Source organism: Maribacter arenosus (assembly GCF_014610845.1).
Classification (GTDB): Bacteria; Bacteroidota; Bacteroidia; order Flavobacteriales; family Flavobacteriaceae; genus Maribacter_A; species Maribacter_A arenosus.
Genome location: NZ_JABTCG010000003.1, coordinates 286,265 through 306,940, shown reverse-complemented (window position 1 = coordinate 306,940; position 20,676 = coordinate 286,265). Strand labels below are relative to the sequence as shown.

The 20,676-nt window shown below is 40.3% G+C and carries 17 protein-coding genes; 15 read left to right on the top strand and 2 right to left on the bottom strand.

The window, feature by feature from the left end:
• The 13 genes from HPE63_RS09435 to HPE63_RS09375 all read left to right on the top strand — a co-directional run bounded on the left by HPE63_RS09435 (position 1) and on the right by HPE63_RS09375 (position 15,988).
• Positions 1-1,494 carry a DUF1501 domain-containing protein gene (locus tag HPE63_RS09435; RefSeq protein WP_188314022.1) on the top strand — a complete coding sequence of 498 codons (1,494 nt, stop codon included), beginning with the start codon at positions 1-3 and terminating at the stop codon, positions 1,492-1,494.
• Between the two features lie 21 nt (positions 1,495-1,515).
• The gene (locus HPE63_RS09430; protein ID WP_188314021.1) at positions 1,516-2,550 is read left to right on the top strand and encodes an NHL repeat-containing protein; all 1,035 of its coding nucleotides are present in this window, start codon (positions 1,516-1,518) and stop codon (positions 2,548-2,550) included.
• Positions 2,551-2,552: 2 nt separating this feature from the next.
• Positions 2,553-3,350 (top strand): chitobiase/beta-hexosaminidase C-terminal domain-containing protein, encoded by a 798-nt coding sequence (locus HPE63_RS09425; RefSeq protein WP_188314020.1) that lies wholly within the window; start codon positions 2,553-2,555, stop codon positions 3,348-3,350.
• Positions 3,351-5,414 carry a chitobiase/beta-hexosaminidase C-terminal domain-containing protein gene (locus tag HPE63_RS09420; protein WP_188314019.1) on the top strand — a complete coding sequence of 688 codons (2,064 nt, stop codon included), beginning with the start codon at positions 3,351-3,353 and terminating at the stop codon, positions 5,412-5,414. It begins immediately after the preceding gene.
• 188 nt (positions 5,415-5,602) lie between these two features.
• Complete coding sequence (locus HPE63_RS09415; protein WP_188314018.1) at positions 5,603-6,091, top strand: hypothetical protein; 489 nt, start codon at positions 5,603-5,605, stop codon at positions 6,089-6,091.
• Between the two features lie 158 nt (positions 6,092-6,249).
• Complete coding sequence (locus tag HPE63_RS09410; RefSeq protein WP_188314017.1) at positions 6,250-6,822, top strand: pentapeptide repeat-containing protein; 573 nt, start codon at positions 6,250-6,252, stop codon at positions 6,820-6,822.
• 76 nt (positions 6,823-6,898) lie between these two features.
• A complete protein-coding gene (locus tag HPE63_RS09405; RefSeq protein ID WP_188314016.1) occupies positions 6,899-7,861 on the top strand; it encodes a TolB family protein in 963 nt (320 codons plus the stop codon).
• A 318-nt stretch (positions 7,862-8,179) separates the two neighbouring features.
• A complete protein-coding gene (locus HPE63_RS09400; protein ID WP_188314015.1) occupies positions 8,180-9,514 on the top strand; it encodes a serine hydrolase domain-containing protein in 1,335 nt (444 codons plus the stop codon).
• Between the two features lie 841 nt (positions 9,515-10,355).
• Entirely contained in the window at positions 10,356-12,296 is a 1,941-nt protein-coding gene (locus HPE63_RS09395; RefSeq protein WP_188314014.1) for an acetoacetate--CoA ligase, read from the top strand.
• A 315-nt stretch (positions 12,297-12,611) separates the two neighbouring features.
• Positions 12,612-13,301: a hypothetical protein gene (locus tag HPE63_RS09390; protein WP_188314013.1), complete on the top strand. Its 690-nt coding sequence runs from the start codon at positions 12,612-12,614 to the stop codon at positions 13,299-13,301.
• 83 nt (positions 13,302-13,384) lie between these two features.
• A complete protein-coding gene (locus HPE63_RS09385; protein ID WP_188314012.1) occupies positions 13,385-14,611 on the top strand; it encodes a porin family protein in 1,227 nt (408 codons plus the stop codon).
• A 107-nt stretch (positions 14,612-14,718) separates the two neighbouring features.
• Positions 14,719-15,204, top strand: coding sequence for a hypothetical protein (locus HPE63_RS09380; RefSeq protein ID WP_188314011.1), 486 nt, complete (start codon positions 14,719-14,721; stop codon positions 15,202-15,204).
• A gap of 22 nt (positions 15,205-15,226) precedes the next feature.
• Positions 15,227-15,988 carry a fibrobacter succinogenes major paralogous domain-containing protein gene (locus HPE63_RS09375; RefSeq protein ID WP_188314010.1) on the top strand — a complete coding sequence of 254 codons (762 nt, stop codon included), beginning with the start codon at positions 15,227-15,229 and terminating at the stop codon, positions 15,986-15,988.
• Positions 15,989-16,174: 186 nt separating this feature from the next.
• Here the strand turns inward: HPE63_RS09375 and HPE63_RS09370 are convergent, their stop codons facing one another.
• On the bottom strand, positions 16,175-16,918 hold the full coding sequence (locus tag HPE63_RS09370) for a hypothetical protein (RefSeq protein WP_188314009.1): 744 nt from the start codon (positions 16,916-16,918) through the stop codon (positions 16,175-16,177).
• A gap of 334 nt (positions 16,919-17,252) precedes the next feature.
• Between HPE63_RS09370 and HPE63_RS09365 the strand changes: the two genes are divergently transcribed.
• Both HPE63_RS09365 and HPE63_RS09360 read left to right on the top strand, forming a co-directional pair.
• Positions 17,253-17,816: a YeeE/YedE family protein gene (locus HPE63_RS09365; protein WP_188314008.1), complete on the top strand. Its 564-nt coding sequence runs from the start codon at positions 17,253-17,255 to the stop codon at positions 17,814-17,816.
• Positions 17,813-18,226, top strand: coding sequence for a DUF6691 family protein (locus HPE63_RS09360; protein WP_188314007.1), 414 nt, complete (start codon positions 17,813-17,815; stop codon positions 18,224-18,226). The genes HPE63_RS09365 and HPE63_RS09360 overlap by 4 nt, the downstream gene beginning before the upstream one ends.
• 1 nt (position 18,227) lies before the next feature.
• Here the strand turns inward: HPE63_RS09360 and HPE63_RS09355 are convergent, their stop codons facing one another.
• Complete coding sequence (locus tag HPE63_RS09355; RefSeq protein ID WP_188314006.1) at positions 18,228-20,663, bottom strand: GH36-type glycosyl hydrolase domain-containing protein; 2,436 nt, start codon at positions 20,661-20,663, stop codon at positions 18,228-18,230.
• Between the last annotated feature and the right edge of the window lie 13 nt (positions 20,664-20,676).

The following is a 20,676-nucleotide window of genomic DNA, read 5'->3' as shown; positions in this document are numbered from 1 at the left end:
ATGAGCGAGAAAAAAATTTTAGAAGAAAGATCCTTGATCCTTAATAGACGGTCATTTTTAGGAAAAACGGCCTTAGGGGTCGGAGGTGTGGCTTTAGCTTCCCTTCTAGGTAATAGTTTCTTTAGAAAAAGTCCTAAAGGTCTTTTGACCGCAGACGAAGGCCCGGCCGGTGTTAAAGGTATACTGGATTCATTACACCACCCTGCAAAGATAAAAAGGGTAATCTATTTATTTCAGAGTGGAGGCCCTTCCCAATTGGAACTCTTCGATTATAAACCCCTATTGAACCAACGACGAGGGGAAGATCTGCCGGAATCCATTCGAAATGGGCAGCGTTTGACCGGAATGACTTCCGGACAGGACAAATTCCCTTTGGTAGGCTCTCAATTCGGTTTTCAACAACACGGCAAAAACGGGACATGGATCAGTGACCTCTTACCCTATACCGCTAAAATGGCGGATGATATCTGTATCATTAAATCGATGTATACCGAGGCCATTAACCATGATCCCGCGGTAACCTTTTTTCAAACCGGTTCACAACAACCCGGTAGACCGAGTATTGGTTCCTGGCTGAGTTATGGGTTGGGCAGCGAAAATGAAAACCTACCTGCATTCACCGTTTTATTATCCAGGGGATCTGGTCGGCCTAATGGTCAACCTTTGTATACCCGCCTTTGGGGGAATGGTTTTCTCCATTCCTTGCACCAAGGGGTACAATTCAGGGCGGCCAAAGATCCGGTCTTGTATCTTAACGACCCTAAGGGGATGACCAAGGAAGGAAAAAGGGCCATGTTGGATCAGATTGCGGCTTTGAACGATAGGCATTTCCAAGAGAGTGGCGATCCAGAGATCCAGAGTAGAATTGCCCAATACGAAATGGCCTATCGCATGCAAACTTCTGTTCCCGAAGTCATCAATACGGATAACGAACCTGATTATATTTATAAAATGTACGGTGCCGATGCTAAAATTCCGGGAACGTATGCGGCAAATTGTTTGCTTGCAAGAAGGTTGGCGGAACAAGACGTACGCTTTATCCAATTATACCATATGGGTTGGGACCAACACGATAATCTCCCTGGGGCCATTGCCAAACAGGCCAAGGATGTGGATCAGGCCTCCGCAGCCCTTGTGGCCGATTTAAAACAACGTGGAATGCTCGAGGACACCTTGGTCATTTGGGGCGGTGAATTCGGAAGAACCAACTATTCACAGGGGGTATTGACCGATACGAACTACGGGCGTGACCACCACCCAAGGTCTTTCAGTATCTGGATGGCGGGTGGAGGCATTAAACCCGGTATCGTCTATGGGCAGACCGATGATTTTGGCTATAATATTACCCAGAATCCGGTGCATGTACATGATTTTCAGGCCACGCTATTGCATCAATTGGGTATCGACCATGAAAAGTTGGTGTATAAATACCAGGGAAGACGGTTTAGGTTGACCGATGTCGATGGCCATGTGGTAAAAGATATTTTGACCTAGCCCAAAACGAGTCCTGAATACATGAAACGAAGAAACTTTATACAGCATACAGCCTTGGCCACAACCGGAATCTTAGCGGGAATGCCCGTATTGAATGCGATGGCACCGTATAAAGACTTGATTATTGGTCATGGTTCGCATCAATATAAGATCGATATGAATTGGGGGGCGCTGAATTCCAACTTCTATCCGGTCAACGACTGCCACGAAATGGTACAGGATTCAAAAGGACGCATCATACTGTTGACCAACCATACCAAGAACAATGCAATCGTTTATGATAAATCAGGAAAGTTGATCGAAGTTTGGGGTACCGACTATCCCGGGGCACATGGGCTTACCCTTCATGTTGAAAACGGGGAGGATATATTGTATATCTCCGACAATGCACGGCATGAGGTCATCAAAACCACCATCGATGGTAAGGTGATCCAGGTGTTCGACTATCCCAAGGAATCCGGAAAATACAATACCAAAGAATCGTACATCCCTACAGAGACCGCCATTGCCGAAAATGGGGATGTCTATATCGCCGATGGGTATGGGGAACAGTATATTATGCATTACAATGCCCAAGGGCAATTACTCAATACCTTTGGTGGCAAAGGGGAGGAAGATGGTAAGTTCAATAATGCCCATGGCATCTGTATCGACACCAGAAATGTGACTGACCCTACCCTATTGATTACCGCCAGACAACAGAATAAATTGAAACGATTTTCGATGGATGGGGAATACATTGAAAGTTCTGATTTACCGGGTGCCTACATTTGCCGACCGGTCATCCATGGCACGCATGTGTATTTGGCCACCATTTGGTCCGGGGATGGTAGCGAGGGCACAGGGTTTATTTCTATTTTGGACCAGGACAACCGACTTATTTCTGCCCCAGGGGGTAGCATTCCCACATATCAGGGAGATGTATTGGAACGCATGCATCAGACTGTTAAGGTGTTTCACCATCCCCATGATGTTTGTGTGGACGAAGATGAAAACCTGTATGTGGCCCAATGGAATTCCGGAAAAACTTATCCGATAAAATTATTCAGGGTTTAGGTATGAGAACTATAATGATCTTATTGTTTTTGGCTGTCCTTGGTTCCTGTACTACGGAAAACAATACCTATGAAACAACTGGTACATTTCAGTTGGCACCACCTATACTTACTGTTGATTCCGCCCTTTTTAAAAATGCCACCACCTTCACCCTTCAATTTGGTTTTCCCGAAAGCCGAATCCGATACACCTTGGATGGAAATGACGTAGACGGCCATAGCCCCATTTATGAGGGGCCCGTACACGTAAAGCATTCCACGATCATAAACGCCAAGGCCTTTCATCCCGATTTTAAAGCCAGTGACCAAATCAGCTTACAGGTTGAAAAACTGATCCATGATATTTCCGACGCTGCGGTTACCCTCACCCCTTCTCCCCATGACAGCTATAAAGGTTCGGGTACCCAAGGGTTGGTCGATATGAAAAAAGGCAGATTACAGTTCAGGGGAAGCGATCCATGGTTGGGCTTCCAAGCCAATCCGGTTACCATCGATATCGATCTGAAAAACGAAATGGAACTTTCGATGCTCAAGGTAAGTACACTGCAAAATCAGGGTGGGTGGATTTTTGGTCCACAGAAAATCGAAGTATTCTCGGGCTCCCAGGCCTTAGGGGAAACGATCTTTGAAAACGTAGGGGAACAACAGCGCAATCGACTGGTAATGACTGCTGTCCCCCTTAAAAAAGGAACCTATTCCCAATTGACGGTAAAAGTGTATCCCTTGGATGAAATACCCCAATGGCACCAGGGCAAAGGCACGGTACCCTGGCTTTTTATGGATGAAATCTTAGTTGAATAAATGATCGCACAAACCCTGCAAATAGGAAATTTACACCCCTTGGTGATACATCTGCCCATCGGGATTTTGATTATTGGTTTTGTTTTGGAAATCGGGTTTCGAAAAAAACCCTCCGATGCGGTCAGGGATATACTCTTGATGGTTTTAGGGTTTGGGGCCCTAACCGCAATCATTTCCTTAGGTACGGGATGGTTATTGGCCGACAATGGCGGGTATGACGAAACATTGCTCTTTCGCCATCGCTGGTTGGCGGTAGCCTTTACGGTTCTGACTGCCGGACTATATTTTCTTAAAAGGTCGGCCACGGCAATCGCGAAAAAACTCTATATGCCCCTCTATATTGTGGTGCTCATACTCATTGGCATTACGGGGCATTACGGGGGCAGCATGACCCATGGGGAGGATTTCCTTTTTGCGGACAAGACAACCCAAAAAGTGGTCATTGAGGATGTGGACAAAGCCCTTGTCTACAACGATATCATACAACCCATTTTCGACAACAAATGTGTAAGTTGTCACAATACCTCCAAGATAAAGGGAGGCTTGTTGATGGATACGAAGGAAAACCTCTTGGCGGGTGGTGATTCGGGGAGTATTCTCGATTCGGTGGCCCCCGATAAACCTTCCCTGTTTCTACACCACCTGCAATTACCTTTGGAAGATGAGGACCATATGCCCCCAAAGGGCAAGGTACAGCCCACAGCGGACGAATTGGCGCTATTGGAGTGGTGGATGGCCCACGGCCATTGCTTCGATTGTGTGGTCGGTACTATGGAGAAAACGGAGCAACTGCAAAAGATTTTAAAGAACTTGGAAGAAGACACCTCCACCCGGGCCATGATTGCCAAGGAGGTCAGTGTAGTGCCCAATGCCTGGTTGGCCGATCTGAACAGTTCCAATATTTCGGCTTCCCGATTGGCGATAAAGAGCCCGTTGATCTTAATCAATCTATATGGGCGGACCGATTTGACCCCTGGGGATTTTAAGGCCCTAAAAAAATATGCCAAGAATATCGTGGAATTGAATCTGGGGCACACCAATTTCAACGATACATTGGCCCCATCCCTGAAAGCTTTTAAAAACCTGACCAAACTGCAACTACAAAAAACGGCCATTGCGGAGAAATCCATTGACGTCATCACGGAATTTGAACATTTGGAATCCTTAAACCTGTATGGTACCGAAGTCGACAATAAGGCGTTCGAAAAACTAGAAAACTTACCCAAACTAACCCATCTCTATCTTTGGCAAACCAATATTACAAAAGAGGCTATGGATGCCTTCGCGAACGCCCATCCCGAAGTGAACGTACAGGGACAGATCGATAGTGACATTTTCAAGGCCACAAAGTTGGAACCCCCCACGATAATCGCAGATACCGATTTCTTTAAGGATTCGTTACAAATAGCGATGGAGTATGTTTTTAATGATGCCCAGATTTTTTATACCCTAGATGGTTCCATACCCGATTCCACGTCATTACCATATTCAAAACCACTTACGATCCACCGATCTACGGAGGTAAAAGCGGTGACCCATGCCCCGGGATGGAATTTGAGCGAGGTAACCGCCTCCAGTTTTAAGAAAATATCCTTCGATGTAAACGCCATTACCTTGAATAAAAATCCTAATGAACGTTATAAAGGGCATGGGGCCCAAACGCTGATCGACCAGAAAAGGGGAACCGTCAATTTTGTGGATGGCAATTGGATCGGCTTTGAAGGCAGTAATTTTACCGCCACGATCCAACTCGGAAAAGAAGAACAGGTATCCTCGGTCTCGGTGGGGGCGTTTTCATCCCCTGAAAAATGGATCTTTTATCCTACGGGGTTTAAGGTCTGGACCTCCATGAACGGTACGGATTTTAAACTCGCAAAAACCCTGAATGTGGGGCCGGAGGAGATCAATACGAATACGAAATTCCGGTTCTTCGATATGGACATTGCCCCAACGTCTGCAAAATATGTACGGGTACAGGTAAACAGTCAATTGAAAAACCCCGAATGGCATCCGAACCCTGGGGGCAATAGCTGGTTGTTCGTTGATGAGATCGTCCTTAACTAAGACGCGATTCTAAATGCAACGCACTTTGTGTATACGTTCAAAGTATAACCGATCAACCGGTATTTATAACATAGGCCTTTGTAGACTTGTTTACCACCATATTTTATAGGAAATTTATAGTACCTAAAATAAAAATATAGATCCTAGTAACTATATACAATTGTTACCTACAATTTCAAATAATACCTTTGAACGACCAAACAAAAGAATATAAAATAAACGATTCGGCTAATCGCATTACAGAAATAATTCATTCTGAAATAGGACGGAATAATATTGCTGGAGGATTTTCTGACTACGGCGGAATAGAAATCTATGGAAATTTATCATTCTTCGCTTTTACACCGAACCTAGGGCCGTTAGTGAAACTTAATGTAAGTACGGCAAATACAAATGAAAACGGAATCGAAAGTAAACTAATTCTAAAAAGAATTAACGGAATCACTTATAAGATGCATTTTTGGTTTACAATCATTTTTGTCGGACTGGCATTAATAATTGCGGTATATCAATTAACTGAATACGGATTTGACAAAGCCGAGTTTTTAATTATGCCTGCTTTCGGAATGATTTACTTGCTTATAGTCGAATTAATTGCGGGACTTAAAGTATCATCATTGATTAAAACGGTGGAGAAAGTAATGATGACCGAAAAAATTAAGTACAAAAAACTGTAGGTAACAACACCTATAATCCATTACGGCGGATTTTCCATACCGAAAATCCTTAACTTTAAGTTATGGCTCGGATCTGGGCGGAAAAATCCAGACGGATTTACCACTCCGACATCATTGCCCACCCGTTATAGGCCAGCCGATAAAAACAACTAGAATTAATGGAACTACAATTTATTGAAGACATAAAATTTGAAAGAAAAGATTTCTCAAAAAATAAATTAGACAAAGGCGATTATGAATCGTGTACTTTTTCAAATTGTAACTTCTCTAATTCCGACGTATCAAAAATTCGATTTTTGGAATGCCAATTTATTGATTGCGATTTAAGTTTGGTTAATCTTCACGAAACAGGGCTTCAAGAAGTAACATTTAAAGATTGTAAGATGTTAGGTATGCGTTTCGATACCTGTAGTGATTTTGCTTTTTCGATTAAAGTTGATCATTGCCAACTAAATCACTCCTCATTTTTCAAAAAGAAACTTTCAAAAACCGTGTTTACTAAATCAAAATTACATGAAGTGGATTTTACCGAATGTAATCTGAATACGTCTGTTTTTGAAAATTGCGATTTACTGAATGCTGTATTTAAAAACACGGATTTGCAAAATGCCGATTTAAGAAGTTCCGATAATTTTATTATTGATCCCGAACAGAATAAAATTAAAGGTGCAAAATTTTCCTTAGAATCCGTCAAGGGGCTTTTAACAAAATACAACCTCATAATTGAATAAAACCAATACGGACTAGAATAGAACAACACAATAATGCCAGCATACAACCCCATGTATAAAACAGAGATCGGACAAAATGAAATATAAGGTAATACTATTCTTATCATTAGTGCTGTTCAACTGTCAATCCAAAAACGACCGATCAGAAGCATATTCCATAGACATCGAAACTACGGCAAAAGGTTTGACCTTGTTTGGGGAGCATGTAATATCCACATCTTTGTATGAAAGGGATTTGGCAATTTCCCCCCAAGGCGATCAACTTATCTATACCTTGGGCGATTACAAACAAAATAAAAGATGTTTGGTGGTATTAAACCAAGAAAATGGAAATTGGTCGAATGCCGAGATATTGAATATCTCCGGAAAATATCAGGATATAGAACCATTTTATAGCCCTAATGGGGACAGGTTGTATTTTGCATCCAATAGACCCATTTACAATGATAAAACAAGAGACGATTACAATATTTGGTATAGTGATCGCATCAATGGTACTTGGTCAGAACCCGTTGCTTTAGATTCGATCATCAATACCAGAGGTGATGAGTTTTATCCTTCCTTAAGTAACAAGGGAAATTTATTTTTCACAGCAACAAGGGATAATGGTATGGGCAGGGAAGACATTTTTAGGTCCGAATTTGTCGATAGTAAATTTCAATCGCCAATACCATTGCCTATTGAGATAAACTCCGCATCATTTGAGTTTAATGCCTATATAAATCCCGAAGAGGATCTGATTATTTTTAGTTCATTCGGAAGGGAAGATGGTTTTGGGGGAGGAGACTTATATATAAGTCGCAAGGACGATTCAGGCAAATGGACAAAATCGAAAAACCTAGGCGAATCGGTAAATTCCGATAAATTGGATTATTGTCCGTTTGTAGATTGGAAGTCCCGTAATTTCTATTTTACAAGTGAGCGAATAACCCTTGACAACAAGAAATTGGAAAGTATTAGTGAATTAAAAGAACTATCGAATAGTACCTTAAACGGTTTTGGTAATATTTATAAAATCGGATTTGACCAATTAGACTGAATACTTCGCAAAAACGTGTTACAACAATATGTCCTTTGAAACACCCCAACCCCGGTGGTAACCGCTGACTGTTTGTGGATGAGATCGTACTTAACTAAGGTACCGAAAAAAGCAATCCTTAAAACTACCTTATTAACCATCCAATTCTTAATAAACCGTTTATAAAGTTTATGGGTCTTAGCTTGTTTACCGCTATTTTTTATAGGAAATTTAGGGTAATCATATAAAGAAATATAGTTACTGGCAACTATATTCACTTGTTATGCACAATTAAAATATTGAAACGAATTAATAATTATAGACGCATCAAGCCACGAAATGATTAATTATTTACAAAAATATAGCCTTCTCCTTTTTACATTCGTAATGCTTTATGGCTGCCAAAAAGAGACTAAAAATCAGTTGTTAAAAAACAGGATTGAAGCAGCAGTAAATTCAAGGCAAATGCCAGACACTACCAAACAATTGGTAAGTTTTGAATCTCCAGATTGGATTACTTTGATAAGTCCAGATATTGCCGAACTAAACAGACATTTTGAATATTATTTACCTACCGTTACCATAAGTAAGAGAGATACAAAAATCAAGCGACTAGAAGAAAATCTGTCAGAAACATTAGGGCAGGAATTGTTAACGAGTACCTTTTTCAAAAAAGAAACTACTTTGGATGACATTTGCGCTCGTAAGGCTATAAATGGGGTGATTGTTCTTCACAAAGGAAAAATCAAATACGAACAATACCCAGACATGAATCCGGATGACAGACATATTACCGCATCGATTGCCAAATCATTTGTGGGTACGGTAACAGCAATTCTCGCAGACCAGAGACTATTACATGAACAGGATTCCATTACCAAATATTTACCAGAGCTAAGAGGTGCAGGTTTTGAGGATATTACAATTGAACATTTATTGAGAATGGCCTCTGGAATTAATTGCAAGGAGCATTTACCCAACATGGAGTCATTTACCAATCCTGAATCTTGTTTTTATCAGCTTCTTGAACAAACGGGCTTATTTCCAGAACCTAAGGCTGGAATCAAAAAAGACTTTCTTCAAGTCATAAAGGAGTCTGGTATTGCCGAACCACCTGGTATTACATATGATTATAGCGGAGTAAATTCAGTACTGCTTGCTATGATTGCAGAGCGAATAACAGCTACCCCTTACCACGAATTGGTGTCTTCATTTATATGGTCTAAAATTGGAGCGGAGCAAGATGCACTAATCTCTATGGCTAGTAGTGGTATAACAGGAAGTTATGGTCCTATGATGATGACTTTGAGAGACATGGCAAGGTATGGTTTGGCATTTACTGAGGATGCCGACATCAAAATTGCTTCTGATAGATATTTAGAGGAAATTAGGAAAGGTAATCATGAATTATTTCTGTCTAAGGGCGGTTTTGGAGATTTAGTATGGTCGCGAAAATATGAGGACCAAGGAGCAATGTTTCAGAGCTATCATTGGGATGTTGTATTTGAAGATGGGGATTTCATAAAACATGGTGTTGGAGGTCAGGCGCTATACATCTCACCAAGTAAAAGGTTAATCATTGCCTTTAATAGCTCTCCTAAAACATCATATGATGAAAATCACAGTATGCAACATTTAGTAAGAAGTTTGGCTCTTTTAGACCTATTTAATTGAAAACATGTGAATAAAAATGGCTAAAATTCATTGCGGCGGATTTCCTAGACGGAAATCCTTAACTTTATTCAATGGCCTGGTATTAGGCGTAAAAGTCTAAATGCCAGCGGGCCAATTCGCCCACTGCTTCGCAGACGGCGTCCACAATGCATCGTAGTTGAACCGTTATCAATAATTGGAATAAAAGTGAACCAACTGAAATATGTTTTTTTTCTTGTAATAAGTATAGTAGGAAACCCTATTTATCAGATGGTGTCGTATATAATTTGCAACGAATTGGATCTTGGTGCATCAAAAGGAACCAACGTATATCAAGTCAATCCATTAGCTTTTATCCTCTTTTTAGTAGTTATTTTTTTTGTGCGCCTACTTATCTACAGCTTTATCTTTACTTCCAAAGATCATCCATTCCGTGTAAAAGGAATTAATAGTTTCTTGTACATTTTTTCCGAAAGACATTTATTTCAGGTAATAGGTCTATTGTCCTTTTTCATTTGGCTTTCACCACTTGAAGGAAACATTATTGGATTTTTTATTTTTCCCTTAACTTTAATTCTAGGCGGGTTTGTCTCATTAATTACTTTCGTTAGACTTTTGAAAACAAGAAAAATATGGATAACAAAAAATAAACAGCATTAAAATGACTCTTTATTCCATACGTTAGAGCACAATTAAGGACAAAATGAAATTAGATATTTGGATAAAGAAACATTCTACTAAAAATTCCCCTGGTAGCGAACATGATCAAAGATGGGAAAACTGTAAACCCTTTTACCGTGAATTACCGGCTTTGTAGCATGTTATGCCTACTTCATTTTAAAAAACAGAAAACAATGTGAAAATGGATAAAAACCTACTCTGGCAACCTTCCGAGTCAACAAAGACAGGCTCGAAGATGTACGAATTTCTACATCGTATTGCCGAGAAATATAGCCTTCCCGATCGCGAGTATACCACCCTTCACCAGTGGAGCGTTAAGAATATCGGCGATTTCTGGTCAGAAATATGGGACTTTTGCGGTATCAAATCATCAAAAAAATCGGATACCATACTAGACGATATTCATAAAATGCTGGGTGCCAAATGGTTTGAAGGCGCCCGCCTGAATTTTGCCGAAAATCTGCTGGCCCGAAAAGACGATCACACGGCCCTAATCTTTAAAGGGGAAACTTCCGTGCATCGCGAACTTACCTATGCCGAATTGTACGAACAGGTCCGCCGGGTGGCAGCAGCCATGAAAAATAGGGGTGTTGTAAAAGGGGATCGCATAGCTGCATTTATGCCCAATATGCCAGAAACAATTATCGGTATGCTCGCTGCTTCGTCTATCGGTGCCATCTGGTCTTCCACCTCTCCCGATTTTGGGACCCAAGGCGTACTGGATCGTTTTTCCCAAATAAAACCCAAACTCATTTTCGCTGCGGATGGCTATTACTACAAAGGCAAAGTTTTTGATTCGCAGCAAAAGTTGGCCCATATCCTTCAAGGCCTACCTTCGGTGGAAAAGACCATTCTAGTGGATTATACGGGCAACGCAGACGTGAAAAAGGTTCCAAATGCCATCTTGTTTGACGATTTTGCCGCTTTGACCGAAGAACCGCTGTTATTTGAACAGTTGCCTTTTGATCATCCGCTCTATATCATGTACTCATCGGGTACAACGGGTTTGCCTAAAAGCATTGTACACTCGGCCGGAGGTACGCTCATTCAGCATTTAAAAGAACTGATCCTGCACAACAACATCCAAAGTGACCAAAGTGTATTTTATTATACCACCTGTGGTTGGATGATGTGGAACTGGTTTGTTAGTTCGCTGGCCATTGGGGCTACGCTTGTGTTATACGATGGTAACCCGTTTTATCCCGGACCTGATGCCTTGCTGAAAATGGCCGATGAATTGGATATTGCCTTTTTTGGAACCAGTGCGAAATACATTGCCTCCCTTGAACAAGCCGGGGTCAAACCCCGTAAGATCTCCGATTTCACAAAATTGAAGGTTATCGCCTCTACAGGGTCACCCCTTTCGAAAGAAAGCTTTGAATATGTGTACCGCGATTGGAAAGCGGATATTCAATTAGCCTCCATCGCCGGGGGTACCGATATTATTTCCTGTTTTGTTTTGGGTAATCCTATCCTACCGGTTTACAAGGAGGAAATACAATGCAAAGGTCTCGGTATGAATGTCGATTGCTTTGATGCTGCCGGAAATTCGGTGGTAGGCGGACAAGGGGAACTGGTCTGTAAATCACCTTTCCCTTCCATGCCCATTTACTTCTTTAATGATAAGGATGGCAAAAAATACCAGGCTGCCTATTTTGAGGAATATCCCGGTATCTGGCACCATGGGGATTTCATCGAAATAACGGAACATGGCGGAATTATTATGCATGGCCGGTCAGATGCCACTTTGAATCCCCAGGGAGTGCGTATTGGCACTGCTGAAATCTACAACGTTGTTGAAAATATGGATGAAATTGTCGACGCCGTAGTGGTAGGTAAAAAGGTGGATGGCGATGAGCAGGTGGTGCTTTTTGTAAAACTGAACGAAGGGGTTGTCTTGGATGAGGCCCTTGTCAAAAAAATAAATAAAACCATAAAGACCAACTGTAGCCCACGGCATGTTCCGGCCGTATTGAAAGCGGTACCCGATATACCCTATACCCTTAATGGTAAAAAGGTGGAGATAGCCGTAAAAAAGATCATTCACGGGCAGGAGGTAAAAAACAAGGCCGCTTTGGCAAATCCTGAGTGCCTGGATTTTTTTGTAGGGATATTGGATTAATAAGGATGTATTGCGCTTAGCTGCCTGCAGGTAGGCCTGTCGAGATTACACATAGAAATAAGTCAATTAAGTCCCCCTGCCATCCTCAGTCAATAAATAGTTGGTTTTTCATATATGGTTTTATCCCTAACTAAGACCCGATTAAAAACGCCACGCACTTTGTTTAAACGTTCAAAGTATAACCGATCAACGGTTATTATTTACATTGGTCTTTTTATTCTTGCTTATCATCTTATTTTGTAGGAAATTTATAGTGCCTTTAACAGTATTATAGATAGAAGTAACTGTATCCGTACGTTGGCGGTAATTCTTTTTATGAATAAGACTCTCAAAAATACCCTCATTACAGTAACTATTTTATTTGGCGTAATCATCGTATTTAAATCATTTGCAGTGGCTATTTCAAGTGGATTAAGTTCTGCTGCAAAAAAAGTTGGAAAGGCGTATGGAACTAATTGCGATAAATCTCAAAATTGGCAAGTTGGTGATTACATGATCCAGGAATATACTTGTATTGGTTTTGCCGGACCTCATTTCAACCGACTGGACATATTTAAAAATAATCAATTAATAGCTGAAAATATCTACAAATCTGATTCCTGTAAAATTGACTTTCAACTAAAAAATAATTTATATATAAAAATCAATGTTTGTAATAATCAAGCGATAGAATTACAACCTGACAAATTAAAATTACTGCCCTCAGCTATTGATTCAATAATTATCTTCTCCAAAAGTACCGGGAAAAGCAAAAAATTGACAAATAAACAGTTTAAAAAGCTTCTCAATGATTGGGAACAATGTAAAGTACTTGATTATCGTGATAAAGAATTAGATTCTTTGTTTTATCCAACCTATCATTATAAAATCAATTTTTACAATAAAGGAAAATCACATAATTTTTTGACTTTCAATCATTTAATAGCTGATAAATCCAAGTGGGTTTATGAAATCTCTAAATATCCTGACACGCTTTATTTTAAAAGATTATGGAATAATAAATAAAAACTACCGCCAACAAAACCTCCTATAAAAAGCCCTAGTCCTCCCGATACCTCGGGACTTTAATGTTAATATTAAAAATAATTATGAAAAACCAACTAATAATTCTATTAACCATAGTTTTAAGCCTCAATTCCTATTCACAAATTTCTTATGAAAAAGGATATTTTATAGATAATGCCAACCAAAAAATCAACTGTCTGATCAAGAATAGCGATTGGAAGAACAATCCTACTGAATTTGAATATAAATTATCAGAAAAAAGTGATTCTAAAAATGCAACTATAAGATCAATAAAAGAATTTGGTATTGATAATAATTCAAAATACATCAGAAGTACTGTGGAAATTGACAGGTCAAGTGAGATTGTCAATTTTTTAAGTAATGACATGAACCCTAATTTTAATAAAGAAACGCTTTTTTTAAGGGTATTGGTTGAAGGTAAGGCAAACCTGTTTGAATATGTTGATAGTAATTTAAAAAGATACTTTTACAGTAAAGAAAACTCCAATATTGAGCAACTGGTATTTAAAAGCTATACTACCATTAATAATACCGTTGGTAAAAACAATAGATTTAGGCAACAGCTATGGAATGATTTGAAATGTCCATATTTCAAAATGGGTAAATTCGAAAGTTTAAACTATAAAAAAAAGGAATTAGTACGATTATTTAATGATTACAGTGAATGCCATAACATCGACTTAGTTCATTTTGAACCAAAACAAAAACGGGATTTATTCAATTTGACTATCAGACCTCGTTTAAACAGTTCTTCATTAGAAATACAAAACTCAATATCTAGTTCCAGGAATATAGATTTCGGGAGCAAGATAGGATTTGGATTTGGATTGGAAACTGAATTCATTTTACCTTTTAATAAAAATAAATGGGCATTTGCAATTGAACCAACGTATCAGACCTTTAAATCCAAAAAAACGACTAATGTAAGTTTTGTGTCAGGGGGTGAAATATTGGCCGAAGTCGAATACAGTTCTGTTGAAGTTCCAGTAAGTTTGAGACATTATTTCTTTCTTGATAACAATTCAAAAATTTTCGTGGATGCCTCATTCATATTTGATTTAAGTTCAAAATCTTTACTTACGTTTAAAAGAGCAGATGGCTCAAGTTTAGATAATGATTTGGAAATTGATAGTCGAAACAATTTGGCGTTCGGCATTGGCTATAAACTCCAAGACAAATACAGTCTGGAAATGAGATATCAAGCGAGTAGGGAACTTTTAGGAGACTATTCGTTTTGGGATGCGGATTTTAAGACATTATCAATAATACTAGGGTATTCATTATTCTAAAAAACGCCCATAAAATGGTTATCCCTAATTGGTTGTTTTCGCCACTTCTGAAAATCCACGGACGTAAACCCCAAATTACTCCTAACCGAGACCTTTTTAACAAAAAAATGAAAAAAATAGTACCTTTTATTATACTGATTTCAATCTCTGTTTCTTGTGATAAAAAAGAAATAACATGTTGTACTACGATTGATTTCGGATTGGATATCCTAATTGTTAATGCTGATGGAGTCAATATTCTCGACAAAGTTGATGGAATTGCATCAAAAGATATAAGGCTATTCTATAGAACGGATTCTGAATGGATCGAACATTTCGGCTATGACCAGAGAAATGCAAAGGGAATGACCGTTGAAGAAATAAATGGAGAAAATCGTCTAAGGGTATTATTGACACCGGATTATAACAATCCTGACTATGATACTAGGGGTTTTACCGAGATCAAAATTCAGTTTTCAGAAAGTGATTTTGATATTATCAAAGGTGAAATTGATTTTAGTAATGGACATGTAATCTGTACCAAGATTTGGTGCAACGATGTTTTAAAATGGGAAGCCTATACTTCGGACAGGTTAATAACATTGATAAAATAAAAACTGCTTAATAAAATCCCCCATGAAAAGAAAGCTAGTACCTGTTCTACTATTCTTGCTAATCCCGATCTTGACGAATTGCGAAAAGGATGATGATACCCAGAATACACTTACGGTAACAGATGTTGATGGAAATACGTATACAACAGTTCAAATTGGAGATCAGATTTGGATGGCAGAGAATCTCAAAACTTCGCATTATGCCAACGGAACGGAGATCGAATTGGTTACCGACGAAAGTGCTTGGAGCAACCTCACATTTTCTGATAAAACGATTTCTTACTATGAAAATTCAATAGCGAACAAAGAAGTCTATGGTGCATTATATACGTGGGCAGCGACAATGAATGGCAGTACTAGCAGTGACTCCAACCCGAGTAATGTTCAGGGAGTTTGCCCCGATGGATGGCATTTGCCAAGTGATAATGAATGGAAAGAGCTGGAAATGCATCTGGGAATGAGCCAAAACGAAACAGAAATGTATACTTTTCGAGGCACGAATGAAGGTAGTAAAATTGCAGGGGATTCAAGGCTTTGGAATGAAGGCATTCTAGTTACCGATATAGCCTTTGGCAGTTCGGGTTTTTGGGCGATTCCTTCGGGTTATCGAAACGCTGATAATGGAGGTGCGTATCAATTACATGAGATAGCCGCATTTTGGAGTACTACGGAGTCGGGCGATACCTTAAGTTTATCCAGATTGCTTAATACCCATTGGACACAAATTCACAGATTCACCGATAGTAAAAAAACCGGATTTTCAGTGCGCTGCATAAAAGACTGAACCATTTCAGCTCTTATTACCACTGTTTAATTACGTTACTAAAAATTCATGAATCTGGTGAAAGATCCCTTTTACCCCATAAGGAACTGCATTTCCAGGATTCAAAATTCTCGAAATCGAAACACAGAACTAAACTTGGGCATACCTCAGGGATCTTTAGTGCCAACAGCAGGTACTGCTACCTTATCACCAATACGCCCATCCAAAAATTATTACATCGGAATAGCCAATGCCATTGTTAGTACCAGGATTATTCTCGGCCGCAGTATAGAGTAGGGCAATTTCCCAACCTCTAACGTCTGAAAAAATACCTTGACTTTTGTCTGGGTTATATTTGCCTATTCGTCGAAAGCTGCTATTGCCCTCTTCATCATAATAAAAGGGACCGTTTTTGGCTTCTACCCACAACATTCCATTTTCCAATTGGTAAAAACCTTCCCCATATCCGGCATAATCGGGAAAACAAAAGACAGGAAAATACATGGAATGCACAGGTTTTGAAAACAAATATCCATCCGCGACCGTTACTCCGGTAGCTCCTTTGAAATTAGCAGGATCGTCACATCCCTCCGCTCCAGTAGGTCCATTTTCATCAAAACAAGGGACCGGAGTTTCACAAGATTCTCCAACAAATGGGCCAATTTGTAGATTGTAGCCCAATTTCATCAATATGGGATGCCATCTTCCGTGTTTCCCGCGTGTACCTTTACTCATCTCGTTGCTAAGATATTCTTTACCTGGACCTGCTTCAAACAAGGCTAAATCTTCGGTACTCATCATAGATTTAATGTCTGCCGGAATTTCAGGCACGTCAAATTGCTCAAGGGACTCCTCTTGGGAGACTACCTCAGTGTCGATGCTTTCATTCTCACAAGATATCAACAGCATACCTAGAAGTAAAATCAAATAAGAAATTTTGAACCGTTTCATAATACTATTTTTTTAGATTGATACATTTACAATTAGGTTGAAAATTTTGTCTAAGGATTAAGATAGAAACCGGATCATACTTCGCAAATGATCCAGATCAGTTTATTTTCATATTGAGTTTTTCTTATTGAAAAAGTAAAAATGATATTCCAAATAACACCGTAGCCTGAATGTGCTGCCATCTTCTTTTTTATGTATTTTACGCTAATTATTTTAGTTTTAATGTCCATATTAATATTGGCAAAAGTCTGATTGAAGCACCTAATCCAAGTGATTACCCCACTAATTTCGTAATCCCAATCCCATTCCATTATATTTGCATAAAATACATGGGATGGAATATATATTGCAACCTTGGCCTTGGTATGTTTCCGGGCCACTGATTACATCGATTATGTTACTGCTTTTCTATTTTGGAAAGTCGTTCGGCATGTCATCGAACCTGCGAACACTTTGCAGTATGGGTGGTGCTGGCAAATACTCCGATTTTTTTAGGTACGACTGGAAATCGCAACGATGGAACTTGGTTGTTGTCATTGGTGCCATTACAGGAGGTTTCATCGCGGTATATTTATTATCCGATGGTTCGGCCATCGCGCTTTCCCCCAATACCATTGATGATTTAAATGCCTTGGGGTTTAATGGTGCTGGGGAAACGCTTTTACCCCCTGAAATTTTCAGCTGGGATTCCGTTTTGACGTTTAAAGGGCTGGCCATCTTGATCATCGCCGGTTTTTTGGTCGGCTTTGGTACCCGCTATGCCGGGGGATGCACCTCGGGCCATGCGATTTCCGGATTGAGCAATCTTCAAAAGCCCTCCTTGGTGGCCGTAATCGGCTTTTTTATTGGTGGCCTGATCATGACCCATTTTATTCTACCCTTAATCTTTAGTGCATGAATTTTATAAAATATCTATTGGTCGGTATGTTCTTTGGGATTGTTTTGGTGAAATCCGAAGCCGTTTCCTGGTACCGCATATTTGAAATGTTCAAATTCCAGTCCTTTCATATGTATGGGATTATCGGTTCTGCCGTGCTACTGGGCATCCTAGCGGTCGCGTTTATTAAACGTACCGGTCTTAAAAGTTTTACAGGCCAAACCATTAATATCGCCCCCAAAGAGAGGGGATTTACCCGCTATCTTTTGGGTGGTTCCATTTTCGGATTGGGCTGGGCCCTGGCAGGTGCTTGTCCGGGACCCATGTATATTTTGGTGGGTACAGGGGTTTTTAGCATGCTGATCGTCATCGCCGCGGCTATACTTGGCACCTTTGTTTATGGTGTCATCAAGGACAAATTACCCCACTAGATCATCCCATGATCACTTGTACCGAATGTGCCTTTCCTTTCTCTAAAATAGGGACGGTATTCGAGGGGATTTCCTTTCCGTTGACCAAAATGCGCTTCACTCCTTTACTTACGTGGTCGGGATTTTGAACCTCTATTTTATAGGTCGCACCCCTGAATTCCCTGCTCATTTTAAATCCGTCCCATTTAGAGGGTATGCAAGGATCGATAACCAGTCCGTCGTAATCCGTTTTTACGCCCAAAATATATTGGGTGATCGCAAAGAAATTCCAAGAAGCGGTACCCGATAACCAGGAGTTTTTGGCCTCACCCGGTTTAAAAGCTTCCTTGCCCGCGATCATTTGGCAATATACATAAGGTTCTACCTTATGTAGTTCCGAAATGTCTTCGAGAAAACTCGGGGCTATTTTGGTATAATACCCATACGCCTGGTCTCCCCTACCCAATAGGGTCTCCCCAATCATAATCCAAGGATTGTTATGGCAGAAGATACCGCCATTTTCCTTATACCCGGCCGGATAGGTCGAAATCTCCCCGTATTCGATATAGTATTTGGTAAATGCTGGACTATTCAAAACAATGCCATATTCACAGTCTAAATGCTCTTTTACCGCATTCAGCGATTTTTCCACCATGCCCTCTTTCTTACCGATTTCCGCCATGGAACACCAGCCCTGGGATTCTATAAAGATCTTACCTTCCTCATTTTCATTCGACCCGATTTTTTTTCCATAATAATCATAGGCCCTTAAATACCAATCGCCATCCCAACCGTCTTTTTTTACAGCTTCAATCATGGCCTTTACATGCTTTTCGGCTTCCTTTGCTTCGGTATCCTTCCCAATTCGCTTACAAAGTTTTACATATTCCTTTCCATAGACCACAAAAAGTCCGGCGATCATCAAGGACTCGGCCGTCTTCCCTTTTTTATTTCCAGTGGTTTGGAAAGACTCATTGGGATCATCCGAAAAACAATTGAGATTGAGGCAATCGTTCCAATCGGCACGACCGATAAGCGGCAGACCATGGGGACCCAAATTATTCACCACATGGTAAAAGGAGGCTTTTAAATGGTCGAAATGGGGTTTGGCCCTAGAGGCATCATTATCAAATGGCACCATCTCATCCAATAGGGAGAAATCCCCGGTTTCTTTGATATATTCGGTGGTGGAGAGGATCAACCATAACGGGTCGTCATTAAAATCGCCACCTATGGCCGAATTGCCCTTTTTGGTCAAAGGCTGGTATTGGTGGTAGCATGAGCCATCCTCAAATTGGGTCGATGCGATATCGAAGATACGCTCCCTTGCCCTTTCAGGAATTTGATGTACAAAGCCGATCAAATCCTGATTGGAGTCCCTAAAGCCCATACCACGGCCAATACCCGATTCAAAAAAGGAAGCGGAACGCGACATGTTGAAGGTGACCATACATTGGTATTGGTTCCAGATGTTTACCATTCTATCCAAACGGTCATCGCTGGATTCAATATTGATCTTGCCCAGCAACCTATCCCAGTAGGTGTGCAAATCGTCATAGGCGGTATCGATTTTTTCAACAGTATTATATTTTGCCATCATAGCCTTGGCAGGCTTCTTATTGATGACCGCCTTTCGTTCCCATTTATCGTCCTTGTCGACCTCAACATAACCCAACATAAAGATAAAATCGCGCGATTCCCCAGGTTGCAATTCTACTTCAATATAGTGTGATGCAATGGGTGACCATCCGTGGGCCTCCGTGTTTTTGGGAGTCCCCTGGTTCACCACATCGGGGTTATCAAAGCCATTGTATAGACCCAAGAAAGATTCCCTATCGGTATCATAGCCATCAATAGGGGCATTGACGGAATAAAAGGCATAGTGGTTGCGGCGTTCCTTGAATTCGGTTTTATGGTAAATGGTAGAATCTTCGATTTCTACCTCCCCTGTTGAAAAGTTCCGTTGGAAATTGGTCATGTCATCCTCGGCGTTCCAAAGGCACCACTCTATAAAGGAGAACAATTTCAGCTTTTTGGTTTCTGAAGCGGTATTCTTCAAGGAGACTTTTTGGATCTCGCCCCAAAATCCTAATGGAATGAATTGAAGGATCTGCGCTTCAACGCCATTCTTTGCACTATTGAATTTGGTATAGCTCATGCCATGGCGACATTCATAACTGTCCAAACGGGTCTTCATCGGTTTCCATCCTGGGGACCAAGTGACATCTCCGTCCTTTATATAAAAGTATTTTCCACCATCGTCTATGGGAACATTATTGTACCGATAGCGTGTCAGCCGTCTAAATTTTGCGTCTTTATAAAAGGTATATCCGCCACCGGTATTGGAGGTTAAGGAAAAGAAATCCTCATTACCCAAATAATTGATCCAAGGGTATGGGGTTTGGGGATTCGTGATTACATATTCCCTATTCTTATCGTCAAAATGTCCGTATTTCATGTTTTTACTATTA

Bases quoted from the DNA above. Each gene is read 5' to 3' on its own strand.
- HPE63_RS09420 (WP_188314019.1), top strand. From the start codon at position 3,351: ATGATCGCACAAACCCTGCAAATAGGAAATTTACACCCCTTGGTGATA.
- HPE63_RS09405 (WP_188314016.1), top strand. From the start codon at position 6,899: ATGAAATATAAGGTAATACTATTCTTATCATTAGTGCTGTTCAACTGT.
- HPE63_RS09380 (WP_188314011.1), top strand. From the start codon at position 14,719: ATGAAAAAAATAGTACCTTTTATTATACTGATTTCAATCTCTGTTTCT.
- HPE63_RS09410 (WP_188314017.1), top strand. From the start codon at position 6,250: ATGGAACTACAATTTATTGAAGACATAAAATTTGAAAGAAAAGATTTC.
- HPE63_RS09390 (WP_188314013.1), top strand. From the start codon at position 12,612: ATGAATAAGACTCTCAAAAATACCCTCATTACAGTAACTATTTTATTT.
- HPE63_RS09355 (WP_188314006.1), bottom strand. From the start codon at position 20,663: ATGAAATACGGACATTTTGACGATAAGAATAGGGAATATGTAATCACG.
- HPE63_RS09375 (WP_188314010.1), top strand. From the start codon at position 15,227: ATGAAAAGAAAGCTAGTACCTGTTCTACTATTCTTGCTAATCCCGATC.
- HPE63_RS09430 (WP_188314021.1), top strand. From the start codon at position 1,516: ATGAAACGAAGAAACTTTATACAGCATACAGCCTTGGCCACAACCGGA.
- HPE63_RS09400 (WP_188314015.1), top strand. From the start codon at position 8,180: ATGATTAATTATTTACAAAAATATAGCCTTCTCCTTTTTACATTCGTA.
- HPE63_RS09360 (WP_188314007.1), top strand. From the start codon at position 17,813: ATGAATTTTATAAAATATCTATTGGTCGGTATGTTCTTTGGGATTGTT.
- HPE63_RS09370 (WP_188314009.1), bottom strand. From the start codon at position 16,918: ATGAAACGGTTCAAAATTTCTTATTTGATTTTACTTCTAGGTATGCTG.
- HPE63_RS09395 (WP_188314014.1), top strand. From the start codon at position 10,356: ATGGATAAAAACCTACTCTGGCAACCTTCCGAGTCAACAAAGACAGGC.
- HPE63_RS09385 (WP_188314012.1), top strand. From the start codon at position 13,385: ATGAAAAACCAACTAATAATTCTATTAACCATAGTTTTAAGCCTCAAT.
- HPE63_RS09425 (WP_188314020.1), top strand. From the start codon at position 2,553: ATGAGAACTATAATGATCTTATTGTTTTTGGCTGTCCTTGGTTCCTGT.
- HPE63_RS09435 (WP_188314022.1), top strand. From the start codon at position 1: ATGAGCGAGAAAAAAATTTTAGAAGAAAGATCCTTGATCCTTAATAGA.
- HPE63_RS09365 (WP_188314008.1), top strand. From the start codon at position 17,253: ATGGAATATATATTGCAACCTTGGCCTTGGTATGTTTCCGGGCCACTG.